The organism is Streptomyces katrae (genome assembly GCF_002028425.1).
Classification (GTDB): Bacteria; Actinomycetota; Actinomycetes; order Streptomycetales; family Streptomycetaceae; genus Streptomyces; species Streptomyces katrae_A.
Window position 1 is genome coordinate 4,133,208 of sequence record NZ_CP020042.1, and the last position, 25,105, is coordinate 4,158,312.

16 protein-coding genes and 1 tRNA gene are annotated in these 25,105 nt (G+C 74.4%); 10 read left to right on the forward strand and 7 right to left on the reverse strand.

Annotated features, from left to right (window positions below; translation table 11 throughout):
- The first annotated feature begins 1 nt into the window (after position 1).
- From B4U46_RS18880 to B4U46_RS18900, 5 genes are all read left to right on the forward strand, one after another.
- A complete protein-coding gene (locus B4U46_RS18880) occupies positions 2 to 802 on the forward strand; it encodes a nucleotidyltransferase domain-containing protein (RefSeq protein ID WP_079428936.1) in 801 nt (266 codons plus the stop codon).
- Between the two features lie 259 nt (positions 803 to 1,061).
- The gene (locus B4U46_RS38350) at positions 1,062 to 1,928 is read left to right on the forward strand and encodes a hypothetical protein (protein WP_079428937.1); all 867 of its coding nucleotides are present in this window, start codon (positions 1,062 to 1,064) and stop codon (positions 1,926 to 1,928) included.
- 162 nt (positions 1,929 to 2,090) lie between these two features.
- A tRNA-Met gene (locus tag B4U46_RS18890) sits at positions 2,091 to 2,164 on the forward strand.
- A 138-nt stretch (positions 2,165 to 2,302) separates the two neighbouring features.
- A complete protein-coding gene (locus B4U46_RS18895; protein ID WP_167747597.1) occupies positions 2,303 to 3,478 on the forward strand; it encodes a PP2C family protein-serine/threonine phosphatase in 1,176 nt (391 codons plus the stop codon).
- 279 nt (positions 3,479 to 3,757) lie between these two features.
- On the forward strand, positions 3,758 to 4,807 hold the full coding sequence (locus B4U46_RS18900) for a M23 family metallopeptidase (protein WP_079428939.1): 1,050 nt from the start codon (positions 3,758 to 3,760) through the stop codon (positions 4,805 to 4,807).
- Between the two features lie 36 nt (positions 4,808 to 4,843).
- On the opposite strand, the gene B4U46_RS18905 is transcribed toward B4U46_RS18900, so the two are convergent.
- From B4U46_RS18905 to B4U46_RS18920, 4 genes are all read right to left on the reverse strand, one after another.
- Positions 4,844 to 6,130 carry a PrsW family intramembrane metalloprotease gene (locus B4U46_RS18905; RefSeq protein ID WP_079428940.1) on the reverse strand — a complete coding sequence of 429 codons (1,287 nt, stop codon included), beginning with the start codon at positions 6,128 to 6,130 and terminating at the stop codon, positions 4,844 to 4,846.
- A 41-nt stretch (positions 6,131 to 6,171) separates the two neighbouring features.
- Positions 6,172 to 7,002, reverse strand: coding sequence for a tRNA (guanosine(46)-N7)-methyltransferase TrmB (trmB, locus tag B4U46_RS18910; protein ID WP_079428941.1), 831 nt, complete (start codon positions 7,000 to 7,002; stop codon positions 6,172 to 6,174).
- 100 nt (positions 7,003 to 7,102) lie between these two features.
- Positions 7,103 to 8,335 carry an L-2-hydroxyglutarate oxidase gene (gene lhgO, locus B4U46_RS18915; RefSeq protein WP_079428942.1) on the reverse strand — a complete coding sequence of 411 codons (1,233 nt, stop codon included), beginning with the start codon at positions 8,333 to 8,335 and terminating at the stop codon, positions 7,103 to 7,105.
- 20 nt (positions 8,336 to 8,355) lie between these two features.
- A complete protein-coding gene (locus tag B4U46_RS18920) occupies positions 8,356 to 9,960 on the reverse strand; it encodes a sporulation protein (protein ID WP_079428943.1) in 1,605 nt (534 codons plus the stop codon).
- Between the two features lie 652 nt (positions 9,961 to 10,612).
- On the opposite strand from B4U46_RS18920, the gene B4U46_RS18925 reads away from it, so the two are divergent.
- Positions 10,613 to 12,826 (forward strand): asparagine synthase-related protein, encoded by a 2,214-nt coding sequence (locus B4U46_RS18925; RefSeq protein ID WP_237292986.1) that lies wholly within the window; start codon positions 10,613 to 10,615, stop codon positions 12,824 to 12,826.
- Between the two features lie 138 nt (positions 12,827 to 12,964).
- Complete coding sequence (locus tag B4U46_RS40070) at positions 12,965 to 16,174, forward strand: BTAD domain-containing putative transcriptional regulator (RefSeq protein ID WP_079428945.1); 3,210 nt, start codon at positions 12,965 to 12,967, stop codon at positions 16,172 to 16,174.
- Here B4U46_RS40070 and B4U46_RS18935 read toward each other — a convergent pair.
- On the reverse strand, positions 16,161 to 18,134 hold the full coding sequence (locus B4U46_RS18935; protein ID WP_079428946.1) for a sigma-70 family RNA polymerase sigma factor: 1,974 nt from the start codon (positions 18,132 to 18,134) through the stop codon (positions 16,161 to 16,163). The two genes, B4U46_RS40070 and B4U46_RS18935, sit on opposite strands and share 14 nt — an antisense overlap.
- Positions 18,135 to 18,539: 405 nt before the next feature.
- Positions 18,540 to 19,307: a TetR/AcrR family transcriptional regulator gene (locus B4U46_RS18945; protein ID WP_079428947.1), complete on the reverse strand. Its 768-nt coding sequence runs from the start codon at positions 19,305 to 19,307 to the stop codon at positions 18,540 to 18,542.
- 342 nt (positions 19,308 to 19,649) lie between these two features.
- Between B4U46_RS18945 and B4U46_RS18950 the strand changes: the two genes are divergently transcribed.
- Complete coding sequence (locus B4U46_RS18950) at positions 19,650 to 21,068, forward strand: NAD(P)/FAD-dependent oxidoreductase (RefSeq protein ID WP_079428948.1); 1,419 nt, start codon at positions 19,650 to 19,652, stop codon at positions 21,066 to 21,068.
- A gap of 172 nt (positions 21,069 to 21,240) precedes the next feature.
- Positions 21,241 to 22,971, forward strand: a complete 1,731-nt coding sequence (locus B4U46_RS18955) for an ATP-binding SpoIIE family protein phosphatase (protein ID WP_079428949.1) — start codon at positions 21,241 to 21,243, stop codon at positions 22,969 to 22,971.
- A gap of 62 nt (positions 22,972 to 23,033) precedes the next feature.
- Here B4U46_RS18955 and B4U46_RS18960 read toward each other — a convergent pair whose 3' ends face one another.
- Positions 23,034 to 24,329, reverse strand: a complete 1,296-nt coding sequence (locus B4U46_RS18960; RefSeq protein ID WP_167747647.1) for an MFS transporter — start codon at positions 24,327 to 24,329, stop codon at positions 23,034 to 23,036.
- A 124-nt stretch (positions 24,330 to 24,453) separates the two neighbouring features.
- On the opposite strand from B4U46_RS18960, the gene B4U46_RS18965 reads away from it, so the two are divergent.
- Positions 24,454 to 24,990 (forward strand): MarR family winged helix-turn-helix transcriptional regulator, encoded by a 537-nt coding sequence (locus B4U46_RS18965; RefSeq protein WP_079428951.1) that lies wholly within the window; start codon positions 24,454 to 24,456, stop codon positions 24,988 to 24,990.
- The last annotated feature ends 115 nt before the right edge of the window (positions 24,991 to 25,105 follow it).

A 25,105-nucleotide genomic window follows, 5' to 3' on the forward strand; every position in this document is an offset into this window, starting at 1 on the left:
AGTGTTTATTCCTCTTGACGCCGACGGCTATCTGATAAATCTTGCCGACGCCGAGAAAGTGGACCGGCCGTGGCTCCCGCTGATCGAGAGTCTGGTGGATGAGTACCGGGCACGCTATCCAGATCTCGCCAGCATCTACGTGCGGGGATCGGTCGCCACCGGTACGGCCGTATTCGGATATTCGGATCTCGATCTGATAGCCGTGACGTACGAGGAGAGTGCGTTCGACAGGGTCTGGATGGCCGAGGCTGTCGAACGAACGCTCAGCCGGCACTCGGTTTCGGTGGACATCGATCTCGCGACGACGTCCGCGAAAGCGGTTCTGACGGACCGGAAGAGCGGATTCTACATCAAGACGCAATCGGCTCTGATGTACGGCGAAGACTTTGCGCCACGGATCTCCCCTTATCGGATTGACCCCGACGCGTTCAGTCATCTGTTCAATCTCGAACTCGATCTCTCGGCGGTCCGCTACGCGATGGACGGGGCCTCCGAGGCATTGGCGCAAACCCTGGTCCTGCGACTTGTGAAGCGAGTTCTGCGGGCCGGTCTGGAATTGTTTGCCGAACGGCAGCAGGTATATACGCGCGACCCTCGGACATGCTGCGAGCTCTTCGGGCAACAGTATCCTGAAAAGGCTGCTGCCATGTGGAGCGCTCTGGATCTGATGGCCGGTTCCACCGATCCCGGCGAGTGTCTTGAACTCATCGAATCATTGATTCAGTGGCTGGTGGCCGAGCGGGCGCGTATTTACCCACTGGAAGTGCCGAAGATTGCCTTTATTGACGACCTTGGAGTCTGAGGCGTCGCCGGACCTCGGCGGACCGAGCGGGACGGCCCGGCATGGTCTTTCCGAAACTTTTCATCTGTTGGCTGTCGGGTCGTCCGCGGAGGCGCGCCACGCCGGAGGGACACCCCTTCGGTCCATTGGTGATGGGCCATCGCGCTGACGCTGCTGCGCGCCTCCCGCTGACCGCGGATATGTCGGTCAGATCATGTGAAAGGAGGCCCAATCAGGCGCTTCCGGGCCCATCTCTTCGGTTCCCCAAGGAGCAACACGCATGAGTCCTGAGAAGAGGACCGCATCCCGTCTCGGCCCCCTCCCCCGGCAGGGGAGGTATCTCGCAGGCAGCGCGGTGGCGTCGCTGGCCGTCGTGGTGCTGGGCCTCGCCACCCCGGCGCTGGCGTACGGCACGAGCCCGCTGCCGTCGGCGTCGGCAGCGGTGGCCGGCGGTGACCGGTGCAAGGAGCACGACCGCGACCACGACGATGACGACGGGGACCGCGCCTCCGCCGCGCGTGGGGTCGCGGGCGGCGGCTACGACGACGACTGCAAGCGCGGGCCGCGGGGTCCGAAGGGTCCGAAGGGTCCGAAGGGCGACACCGGTCCGACGGGTCCGACCGGGCCTACGGGGTCCACGGGCGCGACCGGGCCCACGGGTCCCACGGGTCCCACGGGTCCGACCGGTGCCACGGGTGCGACCGGCGCCGGGTGTGGCATCGGCGTCGACTCGATCCTGTCCAACAACACGGAAGAGTTCGCCGTCGTCCTGTTCAACGGTGTCGCGTACGCCGGGCACCGGGACGACCCGCAGACGGGTCCCTACAAGTTCGAGGCCCTCAACAACCCCGCGCAGAACCCCGGGTACCCCGACCCCTCCATCGTCTGCTCCGCCAGCATTTCGTCCCTGGGCCAGGTGACGAACTTCAAGGTGCTGACCTCGACCGGCTTCCTGTACGAGCTCCAGTGCACGTCCAACGGGACGACCCTGAACTGTGGGTCCACCGCCCCCCTGGATCAGCGGCCCTGGAACGTGGTCCCGCCCCAGTTCGTGGCCAGCGGCCCCTTCCTCGCCGGCGGGGCGCCCCCGAGCTCCGGCTTCGGGGGGAGGGAAAAGGGGCTCTCGAAGAGCGAAAAGCGCTCCTGACCCGCTCGCGAGCCCGCTGACCGTGCCCGCACCCGGGATCGTCCGGGTGCGGGCACGAGTTCCTTTTGGGGCTCTGACCTGCGGTGATGTCGTTCAGGAGGGGTCGCGGCGGGTTAATTGGCGGGAGGCGTCCCCCGGATGCCGTAGAGTTGGGTTTACCGACGCGGGGTGGAGCAGCTCGGTAGCTCGCTGGGCTCATAACCCAGAGGTCGCAGGTTCAAATCCTGTCCCCGCTACTAGAAACGAAGGCCCGGATCCCATGGATCCGGGCCTTCGTTGTGTCCGCCGTCACCCGACCGGTCCGGTCCGGTCGCCGGACGGGGCCCGGGCGGCCAGCCTGGAGGGGCGGGGCTTCCGGGCGGCAGGAGAGCGGCGTGGGGCTGGGCCGGCAGGGCAACGGTGGGAGCGCGGACGGTGCCGCCCGGCGGGTGGTGCGGATCCTGCCCTTCGTGCTGATCCTCCTCGGGCTGGTCTTCGACGTCGTGACCCCGCCCAGCTTCACGGGTTCCCCCTTCTTCTCCGCCGCCCCGCTGATCGCGGCCCCGCTGTTCAGCCTCGGGGCGACCGCGCTGACCGGGATCGTCTCCTCGGCGGCGGTCGTGGCCCTGCACTTCTACAACGGCACCAGCTGGAAGGCGGAGGCGCTGACCGAGCTGGTGACCGTGCTGACCGTCTCGGGGCTGGCCCTGCTGATCAACCGGGTGGTGCGGCGCAGCGGCGAACGGCTCGCCTCCGCGCGCGGGATCGCCGAGGCCGCCCAGCGGGCCGTGCTGCCGACCCCGGCCGAACGGATCGGCGGGCTGCACGTCGCCGCCCGGTACGAGGCCGCACAGGCCGACGCCTTCATCGGCGGGGACCTCTACGCCGTGCAGGACACCCCGTACGGGGTGCGGCTCGCGGTGGGCGACGTACGGGGCAAGGGGCTCGGCGCGGTGGAGGCCGTCGCGGTGGTGCTGGGGGCCTTCCGGGAGGCGGCGGAGACGGAACCGACCCTGGAGGGGCTGGCGCAGCGGCTGGAGCGGGCGCTGGCGCGCGAGGGCACCCGGCGCGACGGCCTGGACGCGGTGGAGGGTTTCACCACCTGCGTGCTCGGGGAGGTCCCGGCCGGCGCCGGACTGCTGCGGCTGGTCAACCGCGGGCACCCCGAGCCGCTGCTGCTCTACGCGGACGGGGGCCTGTCCGTGCTGGCCCCGGCCGAGCCCGCGCTGCCGCTGGGCCTGGGCGAGCTGGCCGAGGGCCGGCCCGACACGGCCGGGGAGTGGCCGTTCCCGGCCGGCAGCACCCTGCTCCTGTTCACGGACGGGCTGACCGAGGCGCGGGACCGGACGGGGGCCTTCTACGATCCGGCGGTCCGGCTGCGGGGGCGGGTCTTCCCCGGGCCGGAGGAGGTGCTGAGCGCGCTCAGCAGCGACGTGCGCCGGCACACGGGCGGCGGGACGACCGACGACATGGCCCTGCTGGCGGTGGGGCGGGCGGGCGAGGGGCAGCCGGAGCGGCGGCGGACGGTCCCGGTGGTGCGCCGTGAGGGCGGGGAAGGTGACGGTGCGTAGCTCATGAGGGGCCGAGCGCAAGGTAGTTGACGGCCAGTCGTTTGGCTGCTGTGGCTGGAGTGGCGAGGGAGGGGATTCCCTTTCGCGTTGGTTGTGGGCGTATGCGGCTTATGCGGCGGCCAAAGTTGTTCAGGGGGTGGCCGATTGGCGTTAACGATCATTCGCGTCAGCTTGGAATCACTCCCCCGCGTCTATTACCGTTTGATAACGCAGCGCGGTCGTCCAGCCGTCGGCACGACGGCACCCGTGCGCGTTCTCGTCCCTGAGGAGCGTGCCTCCGTGGCCTCCAACTCGCCTGCCCCCGAAGGCACCGAACTCCAGGAGACGCCCGGCGCGGGCGCCTGGGGCGAGTGGAATCCCACGGAGGACTCCGCCCGTCCGCTCCGCGGCAAGCACCGGGTCCTCAAGCCGCGCGGCGGACTCGCCCGTAGCTCGACCGTGCTCGGCGTCGGCGTGATCGCGGCGGTCGGCGCGGGAGGCATCGCCACCGCGCAGGACCGCCCCCAGGTCGCCATATCCGTGCCCTCCCTCCCGGACCTGCTCGGCGGCGGGAACCACGGCGGTGCGGCCGCCGCCCAGGCCGACTCCGTGACCGTTCCCCGGCAGGCCGACGGGCAGCAGGCCGCCCCGGCCCAGGCGCACGGCGACGCGGGCGAGGCGCTGCGCCACCGCATCCTGCAGCAGGCCGAGTCCCAGCAGGACGCCGCCGAGGCCCAGGCCCGGGCGGACGCCGAGCGGGCCGCGCGCGAGAGCGCCGCGCAGGAGGCCCGCAACCAGAAGGAAGCGGCCGACCGGGAGGCCGAGGCGGTCCGCGCGGCCGCCGAGAAGGCCGCCGCGGAGAAGGCGGCCGCGGACCAGGCCGCCACCGGGCAGGCCGAGACCAAGGCGGCGGCGGACACGGGCTCCGGCGGCGGCCCGGCGGTGAAGGCCTCGGGCGGCTGGTCCCTGCCGACCTCCTCCTACACCCTCACCTCGCACTACGGCGACTCCGGCTCCATGTGGTCCTCCGGCCACCACACCGGCCTCGACTTCGCCGCGCCGACCGGGACCCCGGTCAAGGCCGTCGGCGGGGGCACGGTCGTCTCGGCCGGCTGGTCGGGCGCCTACGGCTACCGGATCGTGCTCCGGCTCCAGGACGGCACCGAGGTCTGGTACTGCCACCTGTCCTCGATGGCGGTGACCTCCGGCGCGGTCGGCGCGGGCGACACCATCGGCCGGGTCGGGGCGACCGGCAACGTCACCGGCGCCCACCTGCACCTCGAGGTCCGCAAGGGCGGATCGACGGTCGACCCGCTGACCTGGCTGACCGCCCGGGGCCTCGACGTCTGAGCCCCGCCCCTACTCCGGGGTTCGCGGGGCCGGGGCTCAGACCGGGGCCGCGGAGAGTTCCGCGCGCCTCGGGGCCGGTACGGCCACCGGGACCGCCTGCCGCGCATGGCGCGCGTGGGTCGTGGCCGGTGGGCCGGAGCGTGGCGGGAGCAGTTCCTCCAGCACCGCCGCCCGGGCCAGGGCCGGCGCGGCCGTCGCCCGGCGCAGCCAGAGCCGGCGCAGCAGTTCCCGCTCCCGCTCCGTGAAGCCGGGGTCCCCGTCCGGGCCCGCGTGCCGGGCCTGCCGGCGCAGCAGGGCCAGGGCGGCGGCGTCCGCCGCGTAACGGGACACCGCGCGGGCGGCGGGACGGCCCCCGGTGGTGCGGGCGAGGTCCCGCGCCAGGGAGCGGGCCGCCATCGAGGCCAGCGCCGGCACCTCCGCCGGACCGATCCACCCCGCGGCCGCGTACACCGACAGCTCGGCGGCGATGACCCGCAGCCGCTGGCGCCGCATCCGCACCGCCAGCCACAGCAGCAGCCCGAACACCGGGACCATCACGCAGCCGTAGACCCAGTAGAACCCGTACCTCCCCACGTGCGACGAGCCGTTCCACACCGCGTGCGCCGCCATGGCCAGGGCGAGGCCGAGCAGCGGGAGCCCGGTCCGGCGGGCGCGGCGGGTGCTGAACGCGGCCATGCCGAAGCCGAGGCCCGTGAGCACGGTGAACAGCGGGTGCGCGAAGGGGGAGAGCACGACCCGGACGAAGAAGGTCGCCGCCGTCACCGAGTCCAGGGCGCCAGCGCCCTTGGCCAGGTCCTCCTCGAAGGCGTTGCCCAGGTAGAGGACGTTCTCGGTGAAGGCGAAGCCGGTCGCCGTGAACCCGGCGAAGACGAAACCGTCGGCCGCGCCGGCGAACGGCGGTCTTCGGAAGGCGAACACCGCGAACAGGGCCGCTGCCTTCGCGCACTCCTCCACGACCGGAGCCACCGCCACCGAGCCGAGGAGGTCGGCCGCGGAGGGGTCGGCGGCCTCGGCCATCCACTCCGTCGCGAAACTGTTGGCCAGTATCGCGATCAGCGCCGCGGTGCAGGCCCCCCAGCCGAAGCAGAACAGCAGCTGCCGCCAGGGGCCGGGCGCCGCCCGGCCCAGCCACCGGAACGCCGCCATCAGCGGCGGCACCGGCAGCAGGGCCAGGCCGAGGCCTACGAAGAAGCCGGCCGTACCGGTCTGCTCCCGCACGAGTTCGAGGATCGCGGCCCCGGTCGCGCCGAGCAGGACGACGAGCACGCACGCGCGGGCCGTGCCCGACGGGCGTGCGAGCACACGGGAGAGCGCTCGGAGCACATGATGACCCTACAGAGCCGCTCGGACACTCGGAGTGACGTTTATCGGTTCTTGGGTTCTGCGTTGGGTTCTGTGCGAGTGAAGAGGAGGTCGTGTACGACGTGCCCCTTGTCGAGGCCCTGGCCCTCGAACCGGGTGAGCGGGCGGAACTCCGGGCGCGGGGCGTAGCCGCCGTCGGCCTGGGTGTTCTCGAACTCGGGGTGCGCGGTGAGCACTTCGAGCATCTGCTCGGCGTACGGTTCCCAGTCGGTCGCGCAGTGCAGCAGCGCGCCGGGCGCCAGGCGGGTGGCGGCCAGGTCGAGGAACTCCGGCTGGATCAGGCGGCGCTTGTGGTGGCGGGCCTTGGGCCAGGGGTCCGGGAAGTACACGCGCATCCCCGCGAGGGAGGCGGGCGGCAGCATCTCGCGGAGCAGGATGATGGCGTCGCCGTTCGCCACGCGGACGTTCGTCATCCCGCCGCGCTCGGCGAGGGCGAGGAGGTTGCCCTGGCCGGGGGTGTGGACGTCGGCGGCGAGGATGCCGGTGGTGGGGTCGGCGGCGGCCATCTGGGCGGTCGCCTCGCCCATGCCGAAGCCGATCTCCAGGACTACGGGGAGGCCGCCGAAGAGGCGGTCGAGGTCGATGACCTCGCGGCCGTCGATGTCCAGGCCCCAGGTGCCCCAGAGGCGCTTGAGCGCCTCGCCCTGGCCGGTGGTGACCCGGCTGCGGCGCGGCTGGAAGCTGCGGATCCGGCGCTCGTGGTGCGAGCCGGCGGGGTCGGGCGCGGGGCCGTCGGGAAACCGCGGCTCGGTCCGCCACTTGGGCGGCACGTACGCGTCTGCCTCCGGCGGTGCGTCGGGGAGGCTGGGCTGGGGGTTCAGGGACTCAGACACAATGCGGCCGATTCTACGCCGGGCGGCGGCTTCGAGCCGGGCGGCGGCGGGGTGGCCGGGCCCCTCCCAGCGGTAGCCGGGGGAGATCGAGGCGGGACGGTCAGGCCGACTGGAGGACGCGCAGGGCGCGGCCGGCGATTTCGCGGCCGATCGGGAGGGAGGCCGTCGCCGCGGGGGAGGGGGCGTTCAGGACGTGCACCGTGCGGGGGGCCTCGCGGATGAGGAAGTCGTCCACCAGCGTCCCGTCCCGCAGGACGGCCTGCGCCCGGACCCCCGCCGCGGCGGGGGTGAGGTCCGCTTCCGTGACGGCGGGCAGCAGGCGGCGTACGGCCTCGGTGAAGGCCGCCTTCGACAGGGAGCGGTGGATCTCGCCCGCCCCGTACCGCCAGTGCCGCGCGGCCATCCGCCAGGATCCCGGCCAGGCCAGCTCGGTGCCGAGGTCGCGCGGCCGGACGGTGCTCCAGCGGTAGCCCTCGCGGGCCAGCGCCGGTACGGCGTTCGGGCCGACGTGGACCCCGCCGCCGATGCCGCGCGTGAGGTGCACCCCGAGGAAGGGGAACGCCGGGTCGGGGACGGGATAGACCAGCCCGCGCACCAGCGAGGGCCGGGCCAGGTCGTGGTACTCGCCCCGGAAGGGGATGATCCGCATGCCCGGGTCGTCACCGGCCAGCCGGGCGATCCGGTCGCACTGCAGGCCCGCGCAGTTCACCAGCACCCGCGCCCGCACCACCCGCCCCGAGGTGGTGCGCACCGCGACCGCGGACGGGCGGCGTGAGATCAGGTCCACCTCGGCGCCGTAGACGATCTCCGCCCCGGAGGACTCGGCGAGCTGCGCGGCCACTTGGCCGTAGTCCACGATCCCGGTGGTGCCGACGTGGATCGCGGCCAGGCCGCTGACCTCCGGCTCGTACTCCGCTATCTGCGCCGGTCCCAGCTCGCGCACCGGGATGCCGTTCTCCCGGCCGCGCTGGACCAGGGAGTGCAGGCGCGGCAGCTCGGAGCGGTCCGTGGCGACGATCAGCTTGCCGGTCACCTCGTGCGCGATGCCGTGCTCCGCGCAGAACTTCACCATCTCGGCGGCCCCGCGCACCGCGAAGCGCGCCTTGAGGGAGCCGGGGCGGTAGTAGATGCCGCTGTGGATCACCCCGCTGTTGCGGCCCGTCTGGTGCAGGGCGGGCCCGGACTCCTTCTCCAGCACGGTCACGCGGGTCCCGGGCGCCAGGCTCGACAGGGCATGCGCCGTCGACAGGCCGACGATCCCGCCACCGATCACCAGCACATCGCAGTCCACACCGCCGCCCACGCTGACACCTCCCACCCCTGCATCTTGCACCCCGCCACCGACAATAGGGGCTACGCGGGAGTCACCAGCAGCGGCCGGGCACGTTCGCGCAGCTCGGCGACGCGCGGCTCGTCCCCGTACGGCTCCAGGCGGTGCAGCAGGTCCCGCACGTACTCGGTGGTGCGGGCGGAGGAGATGCGGCCCGCGACCTCCACGGCCCGGGTGCCGGCGGCGCAGGCCGCGTCGAGGTTGCCCGACTCCAGCTCGGCGACCGCGCTCACCACCAGGCGCAGGCCGTGCGAGCGCACGTACTCCTCCGTGGGGCGGGACAGGGCCTGCTCGGTGAAGCGGCGGACCTGCCGGGGGAGTTTGAGGTCCCGGTAGCATTCCGCGGCATCCGCCGCGAAACGGTCGTACGAGTAGAAACCCAGCCAGGTCGGGTCGGGATCCCCCTCGCGGGAGCGCTCCAGCCAGCCCTCCGCCGCACGCAGGGCCGAACCGGCCGCCGCCGAGTCCCCCGCCTTCGCGTGGGCCCGGGCCTCCACCAGGCGGAAGAAGCTCATGGTGCGGGCGGTGGCCAGGCCGCGGTTGCGTTCGACGGCCGCCTGGGCCAGGTCCACGCCCTCGTCGGGGAAGTCCCGGTAGGTCGCCTGGAGGGACATCGAGGCCAGCACGTACCCGCCGAGCGGCACGTCGGCGGCCGCGCGGGCCAGGCGCAGCGCCTGGATGTAGTAGCGCTGGGCCGCCTCCTGCTGGCCGGTGTCGAAGGCCATCCACCCGGCCAGCCGGGTCAGCTCCGCGGTCGCCCCGAACAGGGCGCGGCCCACCTCGTCCGTGTAGGAGCCGAGCAGCAGCGGCGCCGCGTCCACCCGCAGGCACTCGGGGACCATCGACGAACGCCAGTCCCCGCCGCCGTACTTGGAGTCCCAGCGGCGCGCGTCCTCGGCGGCCTCGCGCAGCTTGGTCACGTCGCTGTGGCCCACCCGCTGAGGGGAGGCGTCCGGGAGCACCGCCGCGGGGGCGGTGACCGGTGCCGGCGCGGCGGTTTCCGTCCCGGGGCGGACGGGCACAACGCCCTGCGCGGGGGCTTCCGGAGTGCGCCGGGGCGCGGCGACGGAGGCGGCGCGCACCGGAGCCGCCGTACGTACGGCGCCGACACCGCCCGCGGGGACGGGCGGTCCGGGGTCGGAGGCGGGGCCGGGCTCGCGGGCCACCGAGCTGTCCGCGGGCGATATCAGCCACCGAGAGGCCGGCGTCGCGTAGGCGGACACCGAGAAGGAACCGGCGAGCGACTGCCAGATCCCGCCACCGCCGCGCCGCCCCGCGAGGTCGAGCCGGTACAGGTCCGTCGCCGACCGCACGGCCGCGCCGACGTCGCGCGGGAAGGCCAGCCCGACCTCCGGCGCGGGGTCGGCATCGGCCAGGCCGATCTCGTGCAGCGGCACCGGACGCCCCAGCTTCGCGCCGATCGCGGCGGCGATCAGGTGCGGGGCCGCGCCCTGCGGCACCATCCCCTTCGACACCCACCGCGCGACCGAGGTCTTGTCGTACCGGAGCGTCAGACCGCGCTGCGCTCCCAGGTCGTTGACCCGCCGGGCCAGTCCCGCGTTGCTGATGCCCGCCAGGGCGAGGACGGCGCCGAGCTTCTCGTTGGGCTCGCGGAGCTCCCTGGACATGCGCCACCCCTCGTCACACGCGGAACGCAGACGCCGCCGGGGCATAGGCGCCCGGCATTTCGTAAACCCAGCGTAGTTCCCCGCCTCCCAAGCGTTAAGGCCCCGAGTTCCGTATGGCGAGATTGTTGTCCGTGCACACCGTCCGCCGGGGCCCGCTCCCCGGGGCGTACGCCTCGGATCGTGCTCCGGCCGTGTGGCCGTGCGCCCGGCCGTGCGCTCTGGCCGCACCCGGGGCCCGGCGATTCGATGTGCCGTGCGTGGGTCGGCCCGCCGGGTGGATCCGGCAGGCCGGGGGATGCCGCTGCCTCAATCCCCGCGGGTGGCGGAACGGTCCGGGGGGTGCGATCAGGCCTCCCGGACCGCGCCCCGCGGCCTCCCGCCGCTCCTCGCGCGAGGACGCCTACGGGCACTCAGTACGGCCGAAGAATGGCCGAAACCGACCTATGGGGCGGTGGGAACGGAACGCCAAAAACCGTGTGGCCGAGGCGTGTTCGTTTACCTGTGCGCCCCCGAAGCCGCTCCCGCACGCCCGTCTCGTGGCAGCATGGACCCCGAGCCACCGGGGTCCCGCCGGCCGCGCCCTCAGCGCCGACCACGTCGTCCGTGCCGCCCGTTGCCCCGGTCATGTGCCCACGGGCTGGGGGAGGCGGCGGTGCGCTGGTTGGTCGGGTGGAGCAGTATCGCCGCGAGCTTCGGCACGGCCGGACGCGTCCCGCCGCCGGCCGGCGGGACCTCGCACGACACCCCCTACGGCGAACCCCTGCACGGCGGCATCGCCGACGCCGCCCACGCCGACGATCCCGCAGGCCAGGACGCCGAACGCACCGTCCACCCGGTCGGCGCCCAGCTCCTGTGGGGCGACCCCGACCCCCTCTGGGCCGTCGGCGACTGGCGCCCCGACGAGATCCGCACCGTCACCGCCGACCCGGCCGACCCCTTCACCCGGCTCGCCGTCCTCGGCTGCTGCGGCGCCACCGACGAGGAGCTGCGCCGCGCCCTGTACGCCGCCCGCGGCGGCGCCCTGCGCCACCTCACCGAATGGCCCGGCAGCTACACCGCCGTCGTCCAGGCCGGCCGGCGCATCACCGTCCTTGGCGACCTCGCCGGCGCCCGCCCCGTCTTCTACACCCCCTGGGCGGGCGGCACCGCGTACGCCACCGCCGCCCTGCCCCTCGCCGACCTCATCGGCGCACAGCTCGACATCGGCCACCTCGCCGCCCTGCTCGCCTGCCCCGACAGCCCCGAGGCACTGGGCGACGGCACCCCCTACGCCGGTGTGCGCCGCATCCCGCCCGGGCACACCCTGATCCTGCGCGAGGGCTCCCGCGAGATCACCGGGTACGAGCCGGTGGCCTCCCTCGCCGTGGCCGCCCCGGAAGCCGACCCGGAGGGGGCGGTCGAGGGAGTGCGGGAAGCGTTGACGGCCGCGGTGCGCGCCCGGCTCACAGCCCCCCGGCATGCTCCCGACACCCTCCTGCCCGACCCCGGACCCGTGCCCGGAATGGGCCCCGCCGACCGCCGCGCCGCCCGCGGCGCCCCCGCCCCCGGAGTCGGCGCCGACCTCTCCGGCGGCACCGCCTCCGCCACCGTCGCCCTCCTCGCCGCCGGACTCCCCGGCGCCCCCGGCACCCTGCCCGGCTCCGGCTCCCGCCTCCTCGCCGTCACCTTCAACGACCTCGCCACCCCGCGCGGCCGCGAAGCCGAACTGGAACGCGCCCACGCCCTCGCCGCCGACCCCCGCCTCCACCACGTCGTCGTGGCCGCCGCCGAGGAAGCCCTCCCCTACGCCGACCTCGACGGCCCCCTCACCGACGAACCCGGCCCCTGCCTCGTCAGCGCCGCCCGCGACCGGCGCCGTCTCGCCGCCGGCTCCGCCGACCACTTCACCGGCCACGGCGCCCGCCAGGTCCTCGACGCCCACCCCGCCCGCATGGCCGACCTCCTGCTCGACCGCCGGCGCCGCCACCTGCTGCGCCCCGTCGCCGCCCTCGCCCGCTCCGCCCCCGAAGGCCCCCTGCTCGTCCCCTTCTCCGTCTACTCCGCCGCCCGCCGCCTCGCCCGCACGCCGTACCGCACGGGCATCGAAGCGGCCGCGGCCCGGCTGCGCGAGGGCGGCGTCACCACCGCCGCCTCCGGGCCGGTCGACGCCTCCCTGGCCGCCCTCACCTGGTCCCGGCCCGGACCGGCCGCCGGCTGGCTGACCGGGGAGGCACTGGCGGAAGTATCGATCCGCCTGCGCGCCGCCGCCGGCCGCCCCCCGCTCTCCCTGCGGCCCGGCGAGGCCCGCGCCCGCGCCCTGCTGGCCCGCCACGCCGCCGACCACCGGGTCTTCGAGCAGGCCGTCGAGGTCCGCAGCCAGCGCCTGCACGCCCCGTTCCTCGACAACCAGGTCGTACGGGCCGCCCGCGCCCTGCCGGAGTCCCTGCGGGTGCAGCCCGGGGCCCGCGCCGAGATCCTGCGCAGCGTGCTGGCCTCCGCCGGGGTGCGGGAGCTCCCGCCCGGCTGGGGGGTCTCCGCGCCGGGGCCGAACGAGACCGCCGTACGGCTGGGGCTGCGGGCCGCCCTCACCTCCCTGCTGGCCCTCTTCAACGCACCGCTGCTGGCCGACGCCGGGCTGGTCGAGGCCCGCGTGGTGCGGCAGGCGTTGACCGACGCCGCCGACGGCCGGCCCGTACCGCTCGACGGGCTGGCGGAACTCGTCTCGATGGAACTGTGGCTCCGCCGGCTGATGTCCCGCCGGGGCACCTGCTGGACGGGCACGTCCACCCCCCGCCGCCGAGCGGTCCCACCCCTCCCGACCCCCCTTCCCCGCCTCACCGCAACCCCCCTCCCACCCCTGCCCCTGGGCGGCCCGACGAGCCGCTAGCGGCCCGGGGGCCGGGGTCCGGGGGCCGGGGGGCGAAGCCCCCCCAGGGGTCCGGGGCGCAGCCCTGGGGAACGGGCGAAGGGCGGGGCGGGGAGAAAACCCCCGCGGCCCAGCGCAGCGACCCGGCAGAATAGCCCGGTGCGGTACCTCATCCTCGGCCCCACCGAGGCGCGTGACGAGACGACCGGCGCCCCCCTCACCCCCGGCGGCGCCCGCCTGCGCGCGCTCCTCACCGCCCTCGCCCTCCGCGCCGGAACCCCGGCCCCCGCCCCCGTCACCGACCTGGTCGACGAGGTCTGGGGCGACGACCCGCCGCAGGACGCCCCCGCCGCCCTCCAGGCCCTCGTCGCCCGCCTGCGCCGCGCCCTCGGCTCCCGCGACAGCATCCGCACCGACCCCGCCGGCGGCTACCGCCTCGCCGCCGACCGCGAGGACGTCGACCTCCACCGCTTCACCCGCCTCGCCGCCCTCGGCGCCGAACAGCTGACCGCCGACCCCGCCACCGCCGCCACCACCCTCCGCGAAGCCCTCGCCCTCTGGCGCGGCCCCGCCCTCACCGACCTCCCCGAGCCCGCCCGCACCGGCCACGCCGCCGCCCCGGAGGCCCGCCGCACCACCGCCCTGCGCGACCGCGTCGAGGCCGACCTCCGCAGCGGCGCCACCGCCCCGGCCGCACTCCTCCCGGAGATCGAGGCACTGATACGCGAGCACCCGTACGACGAACCGCTGCGCGCCCTCCAACTGCGCGCCCTGGCCGCCGCCGGCCGCCCCGCCGACGCCCTCGCCGCCTACGAACGCACCCGCCGCGACCTCGCCGAAGGCCTCGGCGCCGACCCCGGCCCGCAACTGCGCGCCCTCCACGCCGAACTCCTCCGCCCCCCGCCGCCCCCGCCCGCGCAGCCCCGCGGCAACCTCCGCCCCCGCCTGACCTCCTTCGTCGGCCGCGAACCCGAACTCGCCGCCCTCGCCGACGACCTGGCCCGCGTCCGCCTCGTCACCCTCACCGGCCCCGGCGGCTCCGGCAAGACCCGCCTCGCCGAGCACGCGGCCGCCGCCCAGCCCGAATCCGGCTGGCTCGTCGAACTCGCCCGCCTCGACCACCCCGCCGCCGTCCCCGGCGCCGTCCTCAGCGCCCTCGGCCTGCGCGAGAACAGCCTCGTCGCCCGCGAGAAGACCCCCGCCGACGACGACCCCACCGCCCTCCTCGTAGAGCACTGCGCACACCGCCGCCTGCTCCTCGTCCTGGACAACTGCGAGCACGTCATCGACGCCGCAGCCGCCCTCGCCGAGCAGCTCCTCACCCACTGCCCCGGCGTCCGGATCCTGGCCACCAGCCGCGAACCCCTCGGCGTGCCCGGCGAGTTCCTGCACCCCCTCGAACCCCTCCCGCCCGGCCCCGCCCACCGGCTGTTCGCCGACCGCGCCACCGCCGCCCGCCCCGGCTTCCGCCCCGACGAGGACCCCGCCGCCGTCGCCGAGATCTGCGCCCGCCTCGACGGACTGCCCCTCGCCATCGAACTGGCCGCCGCCCGTCTGCGCCTGCTCACCCCCCGCCAGATCGCCGACCGCCTGGACGACCGCTTCCGCCTCCTGACCGGCGGCGCCCGCACGCTCCTGCCCCGCCAGCAGACCCTGCGTGCCGTGGTCGACTGGTCCTGGGACCTCCTCGACACCGCCGAACGCACCGTCCTCACCCGGATGTCCGCCTTCACGGGCGGCTGCGACCTGGACGCCGCCGAAGCCGTCTGCGGCCACGGCGGCCTCGACGTCCCCTTCACCCTCGGCTCCCTCGTGGACAAATCCCTCGTCACCGCCGTCCCCGACCCCGACGGCATGCGCTACCGCCTGCTGGAGACCATCCGCGAGTACGCCGCCGAACGCCTGGCCGCCTCCGCCGACGAGGCCCGCGCCACCGCCCGCCGCCACGCCGCGTACTACCTGGCCCTCGCCGAACGGGCCGAACCGCTGCTGCGCTCCGCGGAACAGCTCCCCTGGATCAGGCGCGTCGAGACCGAGTTCGACAACCTCCGCTCCGTCCTCCACACCACCACCGGCCGGGACCCGGACCTGGAGACCGCCCAGCGGCTCGTGACCGCCCTCGCCTGGTTCCTGTGGCTGCGCAACTACCGCACCGAGGGCGCCGAATGGGCCGGCCGGGTCCTCGCCGCCACCCCGGACGACGCCCCCGAGGGCTCCCCCGCGTACTGGCGGGCCATGCGCCTGCGGGTCCTCCACATGTTCCTGCTCACCGAGAGCAGGGGCGCCGCGGGCTTCCGCACGCCCGAGTACGCCACCCTCGCCGCCCGCATGAGGGAGGTCTTCCGCCAGGGCTGTCCGGAAACCACCCGCTTCCCCGGCATGCTCTGGCCGGCGACGGCCTTCCTCACCGGCGACGCCGCCGGCTTCCAGCCCGACCTCGCCCGGTCCGTGGAGAACTGCCGCCGCCACGCGGGCGACTGGGAACTCGGCGTCACCCTCCTGATGCGCGCCCACTCTGCCATCGACATGACCGGAGGCCTCGACACCGTCGACGCCGACCTCGCCGAACTCCACGCGATCGCCCGCCGCTGCGGAGACCGCTGGATCCGCGCCCAGGTGGCCAGCGCTGCCGGGGAGGCCGCCCTCTCCCGGGGCCAGTACGACACCGCCCGCACCGAGTACGAGGAGTGCCTGCGCCTCGCCCGCGAGGTCGGCGCCCAGATCGAGGCGCCCTTCGCCCTCGCCCGCATCGCCGAGGCCGCCTACTGCGCCGGGGACTACGACACCGCCGAACGCCTTCTCGCCGAAGCCGACCGCGAAGCCGACCAGCACGGCGGGGTGTACGACGTGAGTTCGTTCGCCCGGCTCCTGTCGGCGATGCTCGCCCTGCGCCGCGGGGACACCGACCTGGCTCGCACCGAGTGCGCCCGCTCCCGCGCCGAGGCGGCACAGATCAACCCGCCCCCGCAGCTCGCCGCCGGGCTGGAGGTCGTCGAAGCCGCCGTCACCGCCCGCGAGCACGGCCCGCAGGCGGGTCTCGCCAGGATCGGGCCCGCCCTCGCCGAGGCGGTGGCCGCCCACTGCGCGGAACGCGTCCTGGCCTGCCTCGCCGAGACGGCGGCCCTGTTCCTGGACGGTGCAGGCCGGCCGGCCGCGAGCGTACGGGTCCTCGCGGCGGCCTCCGCCTGGCGCGGGGACCACCCCCGCTCGGTGCCGGAGGAAACGGTCCTGGACGGGCTCCCGGCCCGCACCCTCGCCGCCCTCGGCGCGGCAGCCCACGCGGAGGCGGAGGCGGAGGGCCGCGGCCTGACCCCGGCCGAGGTCGTCGCCGAGGTGGCCCGGCACATCCCGCTGCTCAGCGGCAGCTGATCACCGCGTCCGCCCAGCTCGCCAGCGTCGGGAGGCTCCCCTGCCCGGCCTGCTCCACCACCAGCCGCAGCGTCGAACGCCCGGCCAGCGGCGCCTGGACGGCCGCCGGGGCGTCCCCGTACCCGAGCACGCCCGAACGCCACAGCCGCTGCCCGTCGGCGTAGACGGAGAACCGCACCGTCCCGTCGGTCAGCAGCGACAGCCCGTCCACCCCGGCCCGCGCCGAGAAGGAGGTGCACTGCCTGTTGAGGGTGATCTCCACCGCCGACCGGGAGCTGACGGTGATCCCCTGCCCGAACCGCTGTCCCCCGGCCACCAGCCCCCACCGCTGCCACACCCAGCTGCTGCTCCAGGTCTCCAGCTCCGGACCGGTGTGCCGGCCGAGGACCGAGTGCTCCAGCCGGGCCAGCGGGAACGCCTGGGCGGGCAGCGGCGACGGCGTGGGCCTGGGCCGGGACGACGAGGGCGACGGCGAGGGCTTCGGCCGCGGGGACAGGGACGGGGCCGCCGGCGCCGGGGCGGACACCGACGGCGACACGGGCCGAGGAGCCGCCACGGACGGCGTCGCCGTACGCGCGGGCGGTACGGGTCCACCCGCCGCCGGGGCCGGATCCGCCGGCGGGGTCGACTCCGGCGGGGTGGCCGCGGGCGCCCTGGGCACCACCGGCGCCACCGCACTGGGCGCCGACTTCGCCTCCGGCTCGGGCTCGTCCCCGGTCAGGGCGAACACCACCCCGGCGGCGGCCGCGACCGCTATACCGGCGGCGAGGGCGGCCTTGGCGGGCAGCCCCAGCCCCTCCGAGACCACCGCCCCGCCGGTCCCCCCGGCGGCACCGGCCCCACCGCCGGCCGCACCCGCGGCCCCGGCAGCACCGCCCGCGGCCCCGGCAGCAGCCCCCGCGGCCGACGACCCGCCCGCCGCGGCGGCGGCAGCACCCGCGCCTCCCGCGGCGACGACCCCGCCGGCCACCACACCGGCCGCCTTCGCGGCGTACCCGGCGGCGAACCACCCGATGACCGCCACCGGCAGCAGCGCGGGGATCCCCGCGTTCACGTCCTTGAGCTCACCGGCGACCAGCCGGCACTTGGCGCACTCCTCCAGGTGCCCCCGCAGCCCGCGCTCCGCCCGCATCCGCAGCCCGCCCCGCGCGTACGCGCCCAGCCGGTCCGCGTAGCGGGCGCAGTCCCCGCCGGCACTGAGCGCGGAGCTCACGTGCGCCTGGAGATAAGCCTGCTTGAGGCCCTCCCGGGCCCGGCTGGCCAGTACCGCCGTCGCGTTGGCGCTCAGCCCGAACAGCGGGGCGATCGCACTTGGCGAGGCCTCCTCGACCGTGGTGTGCCAGAGCACGGCCTGCCACCGCTCCGGCAGGCTCCGGAAGGCCTGCATCGCGAGGGACCGCTCGGCCTCGTGCATCGCCCGGACGTCCGCGCCCAGTTCCAGGGTGTCGTCCCCGGACAGCCCGCCCAGCGCCCCGCCGCTCTCCGCACCGGCGGCCGCCTGCTCCGCGAACACGGCGAAGTCCTCGACCAGATGCTCCCGCCGGGCCGTTTTCGCCCAGGCCGCCGCGACCCGCCGTACGGTGGTCAGCAGATAGGCCCGCACCGACTGGTCCGGGCCCGCACCGCCCCGCACCGCCTGGAGCGTCCGCGCGAACACCTCGGCGGTCAGGTCGTCGGCGGTGTGCCCGTCCCGGCAGCAGGTCCGCGCGTAGCGCCGGACGGCCTCGGCGTGCCGGCGGAACAGCTCCTCGTACGCGCCGTCGTCGCCGCCGCGCATCCGGGCGACCAAGTCCCCGTCGGACGGCGGCAGCTCGCCGCCGCCCGCCCCGGAAGCGGCGTGCCGCCCCCGGCCGGGCTCGCGCTGGGCCGGGACCTGCCGGGCGGGCAGGCTGCCCGCCGACGCCCCGCCACTCGCGTCACTGACGCCACCGGGAGACTCGTCCCGCCCGTCAACGCTCATCGCGGAAGCCCCCGCACGACACACTCAGACCGGTCCACCGATCCAGCGTGTCACACGGCAGGGCCGCCCCGGCCCGCCTTCCGCGCCATCCACCCATCCGGGGACAATCCGGCGATCACCGAACCGCTCCTCACCCCTTCGAGTGACCGCCCGCACCAGCCGCCCAGTTGACCCCAGGCAGCCGGACCGCCGGGCCCGGCCGGCCCCCACCCCTGCGGGGACCGGCCGGACCGACGACACGAGACGAGACGGCACGAGACGGCACGGGACGCCAGGCCACGGCAGAAGACGACACCGCCCGCGCGGACCCGCAGCCGGGCCCTACGCCGCACGACTCACGCCGCACGACTCACGCCGCACGACTCACGCCGCACGACTCACGCCGCACGACTCACGCCGCACGACTCACGCCGTGCGGGACCGCAGCCCCTCCAGCAGGATGTCCAGCAGCCGGGCCGAAGCGGCGGCCTGCTGTGCCGGGTCCGGCAGCGCGGGCGCGGCGGTCGCGATCACCAGCAGCACATCGGCCACCGTGACATCGGTCCGCAGCTCACCGGCCTCCCGCGCCCGGTCCACCAGCCGGCCGACGACCTCCAGCAGCGCACCCGCGCCCGCGTCCTCCGACGGCTCGTCCTCGACCGGGTTCCGCGCGCCCACGACGCGCAGGTCCGGAGCCCCGCCCGCGACGGCCTGCCGCTGGTGCGGAACCCGGGCCGCGCCCTCGTCCTCGGCGTCCTCCTCGGCCGAGCCGACCCGCAGCACCTGCGGGGGCAGCAGCCGGCCCGCGCCCGAGGCCACGGAGGTGCGAAGGAACCGCGACAGCGCCTGCCACGGCTCCTCCTCCTGGCCCAGAGCGGACTTCGCCTGCTCCGTCAGCCGGGCGGTCTCCTCCTCGGCTATGCGCCGGACCAGCACGTCCTTGCTGGGGAACCGCCGGTAGACCGTCCCGACGCCGACCCGGGCGCGCCGCGCCACGTCCTCCATCGGGGCCCCGTAGCCCAGCTCGCCGAAGACCTCGCGCGCGGCACGCAGGACGTGCTCGAGGTTGCGCTGCGCATCGACGCGCAGCGGCGTCGAGCGGCCCGTGCCGTGGGTGGTCGTGCCCGCGATCACACGGCCGCCGCTCTCTGCGGACAGAGCGGTGGCAGAACCATGGAAATCGGAAATATGCATATGTATCCCCCGGTAATCATTTGTCTCCCCCCGGAGACACTCCCCGCCTTCGTGTCGAGGGGGGCCACGGTCATGAGGGCCCTGGTCCTACTCCTCGACGAGATACGAACATAGTTGAGCCAGAGTCAATTCAGAAGAGGCAGCCCCCGACGGAGCACCGCCCGATCGGAGCATTCACCCCCACTTTTCCGCCGCAAGCCCCCGGAATCACCCCCTCCGCATGCTCTGACCTGCGAACTTCTCACCCGACCCGGCCCGCCCGGCCACCCCGGCCCACCCCCACCACTGGTCACACAATTTGTCGGGCCTGTGGACAAACTCCCGGCCACGTTGCGTCATGGGATGGTGAAGGCTGCTAACTCGCGGGGCGACGCCCCCGGTACCCCGCCCCGCACGCGCATCCTCGTCATCGGCGGCGGATACGTCGGCATGTACACCGCCCTGGGCCTCCAGCGGAAGCTCAGATCCGGCGAAGCCGAGGTCACCGTGGTCACCCCCGAGCCGTACATGACGTACCAGCCCTTCCTCCCGGAAGCCGCCGCGGGCGCGATCTCCCCCCGCCACGTCGTCATCCCCCTGCGCCGCGTCCTCGACCGCTGCCGCATCGTCATCGGCCAGGCCCAGCGCATCGACCACGCCAAACGGACGGCGACCGTCACCACCCTCGCCACCCCCGAAGAGGGCACCGGCGACCTCCAGATCGAGTACGACGAACTCGTCCTCGCCCCCGGCTCCGTCTCCCGCACCCTCCCCGTCCCCGGCCTGGCCGACTACGGCATCGGGTTCAAAACCGTGGAAGAGGCCATCGGCCTGCGCAACCACGTCATCGAACAGATGGACATCGCCTCCTCCACCCGCGACCCCGCGATCCGCGACGCCGCCCTCACCTTCGTCTTCGTCGGCGGCGGATTCGCCGGCGTCGAAGCACTCGGCGAACTCGAGGACATGGCCCGCTACGCGGCCCGGTACTACCACAACATCAAGCCCGAGGACATGAAATGGGTGCTGGTCGAGGCCAGCGACCGGATCCTCCCCGAGGTCGGCCCCGAAATGGGCACCTACACCGTCCGCGAACTGCGCCGCCGCAACATCGACGTCCGCCTCGAAACCCGGCTCGAATCCTGCGAGAACCGCGTCGCCGTCCTCAGCGACGGCGCCCGCTTCCCCACCCGCACCGTCGTCTGGACCGCCGGCGTCAAACCCCACCCCGTCCTCGCCGCCAGCGACCTGCCCAGGAACGAACGCGGCCGCCTGCGCTGCACCTCCTTCCTCACCGTCGAAGGAGTCGAACACGCCTGGGCCGCGGGCGACGCCGCCGCCGTCCCCGACATCACCGCCCAGACCCCCGGCAGCGAATGCGCCCCCAACGCCCAGCACGCCGTCCGCCAGGCCAGACAGCTCGCCGACAACATCGTCGCCGCCCTCCGCGACGAGGCCCTCACCGAATACGCCCACAAATACGCCGGCTCCGTCGCCTCCCTCGGCCTCCACAAGGGCGTCGCACACGTCTACGGACGCAAGATCAAGGGCTACCCCGCCTGGCTCATGCACCGCACCTACCACCTCAGCCGCGTCCCCACCTTCAACCGCAAGATGCGGGTACTCGCCGAATGGACCCTCGCCGGACTCTTCACCCGCGAGATCGTCTCCCTCGGATCCCTCGAACACCCCAGGGCAGAATTCGAACTCGCCGCCGGCGGAGGCCCCCGGCACCACCTCCAGCACCCCGCCCCCAACCCCCCGGCCGACAGCGAGGGCTGACGTTGTCAGTGCGGTCCGCCACACTGGACGTGTGACCATAGGTGGGCTCACACCTGCACAGAGTGACGCCCCACGGAGTGACAGCAGCAAGCGACCGACCACACGGGGCACCTCCCGGCACCACCGGGAGGAGACACCGCGACCACTTGCGACACCACGAGGCTTGAACGCAGTGAACTTCACGCGCTGGAGCGCCCGGCTTCCCGGCACGCAGCGCCGCGCCGCCGCCCGGAACGAGCACGCCGCCGCCCAGGCCAAAAGGGGTGAAGGCTCCGTCCCGGCAGCCCGCGGCGCCGCCGCCCACCCCGCCGCGCCCCCCGAGGGCAGTCCCGCCGACGCCACCGTCTCCGGCACCGGCACGGCCCCGCTCCCCGCCGCACCCGCCCTCGACGAGCTCTCCGTCAAGGAGGTCCTCGGCCTCCTCCCCGCCCTCGTCGCCCTCGTCCACGGCCCCGAGCACCGCGTCGCCTACGTCAACGACGCCTACACCGCCGGCTTCGGCCCCCGCACCACCGGCGCCCCCGCACACCTCGCCCTCCCCGAACTCGGCGAGCTCGGCCTGCTCCCCCTCCTCGACCAGGTCCAGCGCAGCGGCAAACCCCGCACCGCCAAGAACCGCCAGGCCCCCGGCGGCGGCAGCTCCTACACCGTCACCTGCACCCCCGTACGGTTCCCCAAGGCCGACACCGACGGCCGGCCCGACCCCCACCACACCGGGATCCTCGTCCACCTCGCCGACGTCACCGACCACGCCGAAGCCGTCGACCGCCTCCGCGCCAGCGAACGCCGCCAGCGCGAAGCCGCCGTCACCCTCCAGCGCTCCCTCCTCCCGCAGGAACTCGAACAGCCCGACGACCTCCGCATCTCCGCCACCTACCAGCCCGGCGGCACCGAAGCCGCCGTCGGCGGCGACTGGTACGACGTCATCACCCTCGGCGCCGGCCGCACCGCCCTCGTCATGGGCGACGTCATGGGCCGCGGGGTGCGCGCCGCCGCCGTCATGGGCCAGCTGCGCACCGCCGTCCGCGCCTACGCCCGCCTCGACCTGCCCCCGCACGAGGTGCTCCAGCTCCTCGACGGACTCGCCGCCGAGATCGACGCCAGCCAGATCGCCACCTGCGTCTACGCCGTCCACGACCCCAACGAAGGCCTCCTCGCCTACGCCTCCGCCGGCCACCTCCCCATCCTCGTCCGCGACGAAGACGGCACCGTCCGCCGCGCCGCCGACCCCACCGGCCCCCCGCTCGGCACCGGCGGCTGGCTCCACACCTCCGGCACCATCGCGCTGGGCCCCGGCTCCACCGCCGTCCTCTACACCGACGGCCTCGTCGAACGCCGCGGCGAGGACATCGACGAAGGCGTCTCCGCCCTCGAACGCGCCCTCGCCGGAGCCCAGGGCACCCCCGCGATCATCTGCGACCGCCTCATGCGCGCCCTCGGCGTCGACGCCGACCACGACGACGACGTCGCCGTCATGGTCCTCCAGCAGCCCGCCCGCACCGGAGCCGACGCCGAGCTCTTCCACAACGCCGCCCTCGAACTCCTCGGCGGCGTCGAGGCCGCCCCCCGCGCCCGCGCCTTCGCCCAGGGCGTCCTCACCTCCTGGCGCTTCCCCATCGAGCTCCGCGACCTCGGCGTCCTCGCCGCCAGCGAACTCGTCGCGAACTCCCTCCAGCACGGCACCCCGCCCATGCGCCTGCGCCTGCGCCGCACCGACCGCCGCCTGATCGTCGAGGTCACCGACGGCGACGACCACCTCCCGCGCCGCCGCCGCGCCGAACCGGGCGACGAGACCGGCCGCGGCATCTCGATCATCGCCACCATCGCCTCGGCCTGGGGCTCCCGCCGCACCCCCGGCGGCGGCAAGGCCGTCTGGTGCGAGTTCGCCCTCCCCGACACATAGCCCGCGCACACGGCAGAGGCCCCGGTCCACCAGGACCGGGGCCTCTCCCACCACCACGCCTCTTACACGGCCACCCGCTCCGCCGGCCGCTCCGCACCCTTGCCGGCCACCGCCGGACCCTGCGCCACGACCCGGCCGCCCAGCAATGACGGGTTGTCCTGCGCCGGGCTCAGCTGCCGGCCCAGCCGCAGCGCCAGCCCGGCGATCCCCAGCGACACCAGCACGAAGATCCCGATGTAGAGCATCGGAACCCCGGCGCCCAGCGGCACGCCCAGCGGCCCCAGCGCCAGCGCCATCTGCTTGACCAGCGCGAACGCCGAGTTGTACTGACCGACCGAACCCTCCGGAGCCAGGTCCGCCACCAGCGGCGCCAGCGTCGGCGACAGCATCGCCTCACCGATCCCGAAGAGCGCGTACGTGCTCACGAACGCGGCGGCGGCCATCGTCGCGCTGCCGTGCCCCAGCCCCGAGAACCCGGCGATCAGCCACGCCACGGTCCAGATCAGCCCGACCAGCGCGATGACCCGCGAACGCCGCCGCTTCTCGACGAGCTTCAGCACCACGAACTGCGCCACGACGATCGCACCCGTGTTGGCGGCCAGCGCGAACCCCAGCGTGGACGGGGAGATCCCCGCGGCCTCCGTACCGAAGGCAGCCAGACCCGACTCGAACTGTCCGTAGCAGGCGAAGAAGAGCACGAAGCCCAGCAGGCACAGCTGCACCATCGCCTTGTGGCGCAGCAGCCGCGCCCAGCCGCCACCCGCACCCTGGCCCTTCGGCACCGCGTCCTTGATGCCGGGCGCCTGCGGCATCCGCACGGTGGCGATGACCGCGGCCAGCACCAGGAACATCACGGCCTCGATGCCGAACAGCAGGGTGAAGCTCCCCGGCCGGCTCACGTCGACGATCTGGCCGCCGGCCAGCCCGCCGATGCCCAGCCCCAGGTTCTGCATGAAGAACTGCAGCGCGAACGCACGCGTACGGGTCGACGGGGTCGAGCACCACACGATCATCGTGGCCAGCGCCGGCTGCATCACGGCCTGCCCGGCACCCAGCGCCAGGGCCGACAGCAGGATCGGCACCACGCCGGAGGAGAGCCCGAGGGAGAGCGCACCCGCGGACGCGGCCACGGCCGCACCCATGACCACGGGCACCGGACCACGCCGGTCGATGACCCGGCCGGTGAAGGGCAGCGCGACGAGAGCACCCAGGGCGAACGCCACGAACGCACTCGTGGCGGCCATGGAGCCCAGCCCCCGCACCTGCGCCACATAGATGTAGAGGAACGGAACCGTGAAACCGATGCCGAACGCGGTCAGCGCGTTCCCGGCCTGGATCCGCCGCATCGCAGCGCCCATCACCTTGGTCACTTCTCACCTGCCCTGATAGCTAAAGCCTGAAGACTTCATACCTAAAGTTCGATGCTTAACTCTACACATCGAAGGAGTTAGACGCCAACGGGTTCATGGGATACTTCGGTCCATGGCTGACACCCCCGACGGCGCCACGCCCGTCCACGAGCCGAGCCTCGACGAGCAGATCGCCGTCTACCAGCGCGAGTTCCAGGACCTGGACCCCCAGGTGGAGAAGGTCGTCTCGGCCCTCAGCCGCCTCAACCGCCGCATGAACGTCGCGTATGGCCGCCAGACGGCCGCCCTCGGCATCAGCAACGCGGAGTGGGAGGTCCTCAAGGCCCTGGTCCTCTCGGGCGCCCCGTACCGGATGGGCCCCAGCGAGCTCGCGAAGCAGCTGAGCCTGACGCCGGCGGCCATGACCCACCGGATCGACCGCATGACGGCCGAGGGCCTGGTCACCCGGGAGCGGGACGAGTCCAACCGGGTCCGCGTGATCGTGGAGCTGACGGACGAGGGCCGCAGCAAGTGGCTGGACGCGATGCGCGCGGCGACGGTGTTCGAGGAGGACCTCCTCCAGGACCTCTCCACCGCGGAGCGCGGAGTACTGGGGGACATGCTCACCCGGGTCCTGGCCCGCGTGGAGGACCTCCAGTCCCGCACCTGAGCGACCCCCGACGGGCCCCGACCTCCCGGGTTGACACGCCCCCCGGGGATCCGTAAGGTTCTTCGAGTTGCCCCAGCGCCGGAAGGTTCTGAGGTCAACGAATCCGCCGCCTCGT

Excerpts from the sequence above, each read along its gene's own strand:
- B4U46_RS38350 (WP_079428937.1), top strand. The coding sequence starts at position 1,062 with ATGAGTCCTGAGAAGAGGACCGCATCCCGTCTCGGCCCCCTCCCCCGG.
- B4U46_RS18920 (WP_079428943.1), bottom strand. The coding sequence starts at position 9,960 with ATGTCCAGGGAGCTCCGCGAGCCCAACGAGAAGCTCGGCGCCGTCCTC.
- B4U46_RS18935 (WP_079428946.1), bottom strand. The coding sequence starts at position 18,134 with ATGAGCGTTGACGGGCGGGACGAGTCTCCCGGTGGCGTCAGTGACGCG.
- B4U46_RS18945 (WP_079428947.1), bottom strand. The coding sequence starts at position 19,307 with ATGCATATTTCCGATTTCCATGGTTCTGCCACCGCTCTGTCCGCAGAG.
- B4U46_RS18950 (WP_079428948.1), top strand. The coding sequence starts at position 19,650 with ATGGTGAAGGCTGCTAACTCGCGGGGCGACGCCCCCGGTACCCCGCCC.
- B4U46_RS18960 (WP_167747647.1), bottom strand. The coding sequence starts at position 24,329 with ATGGGCGCTGCGATGCGGCGGATCCAGGCCGGGAACGCGCTGACCGCG.
- B4U46_RS18965 (WP_079428951.1), top strand. The coding sequence starts at position 24,454 with ATGGCTGACACCCCCGACGGCGCCACGCCCGTCCACGAGCCGAGCCTC.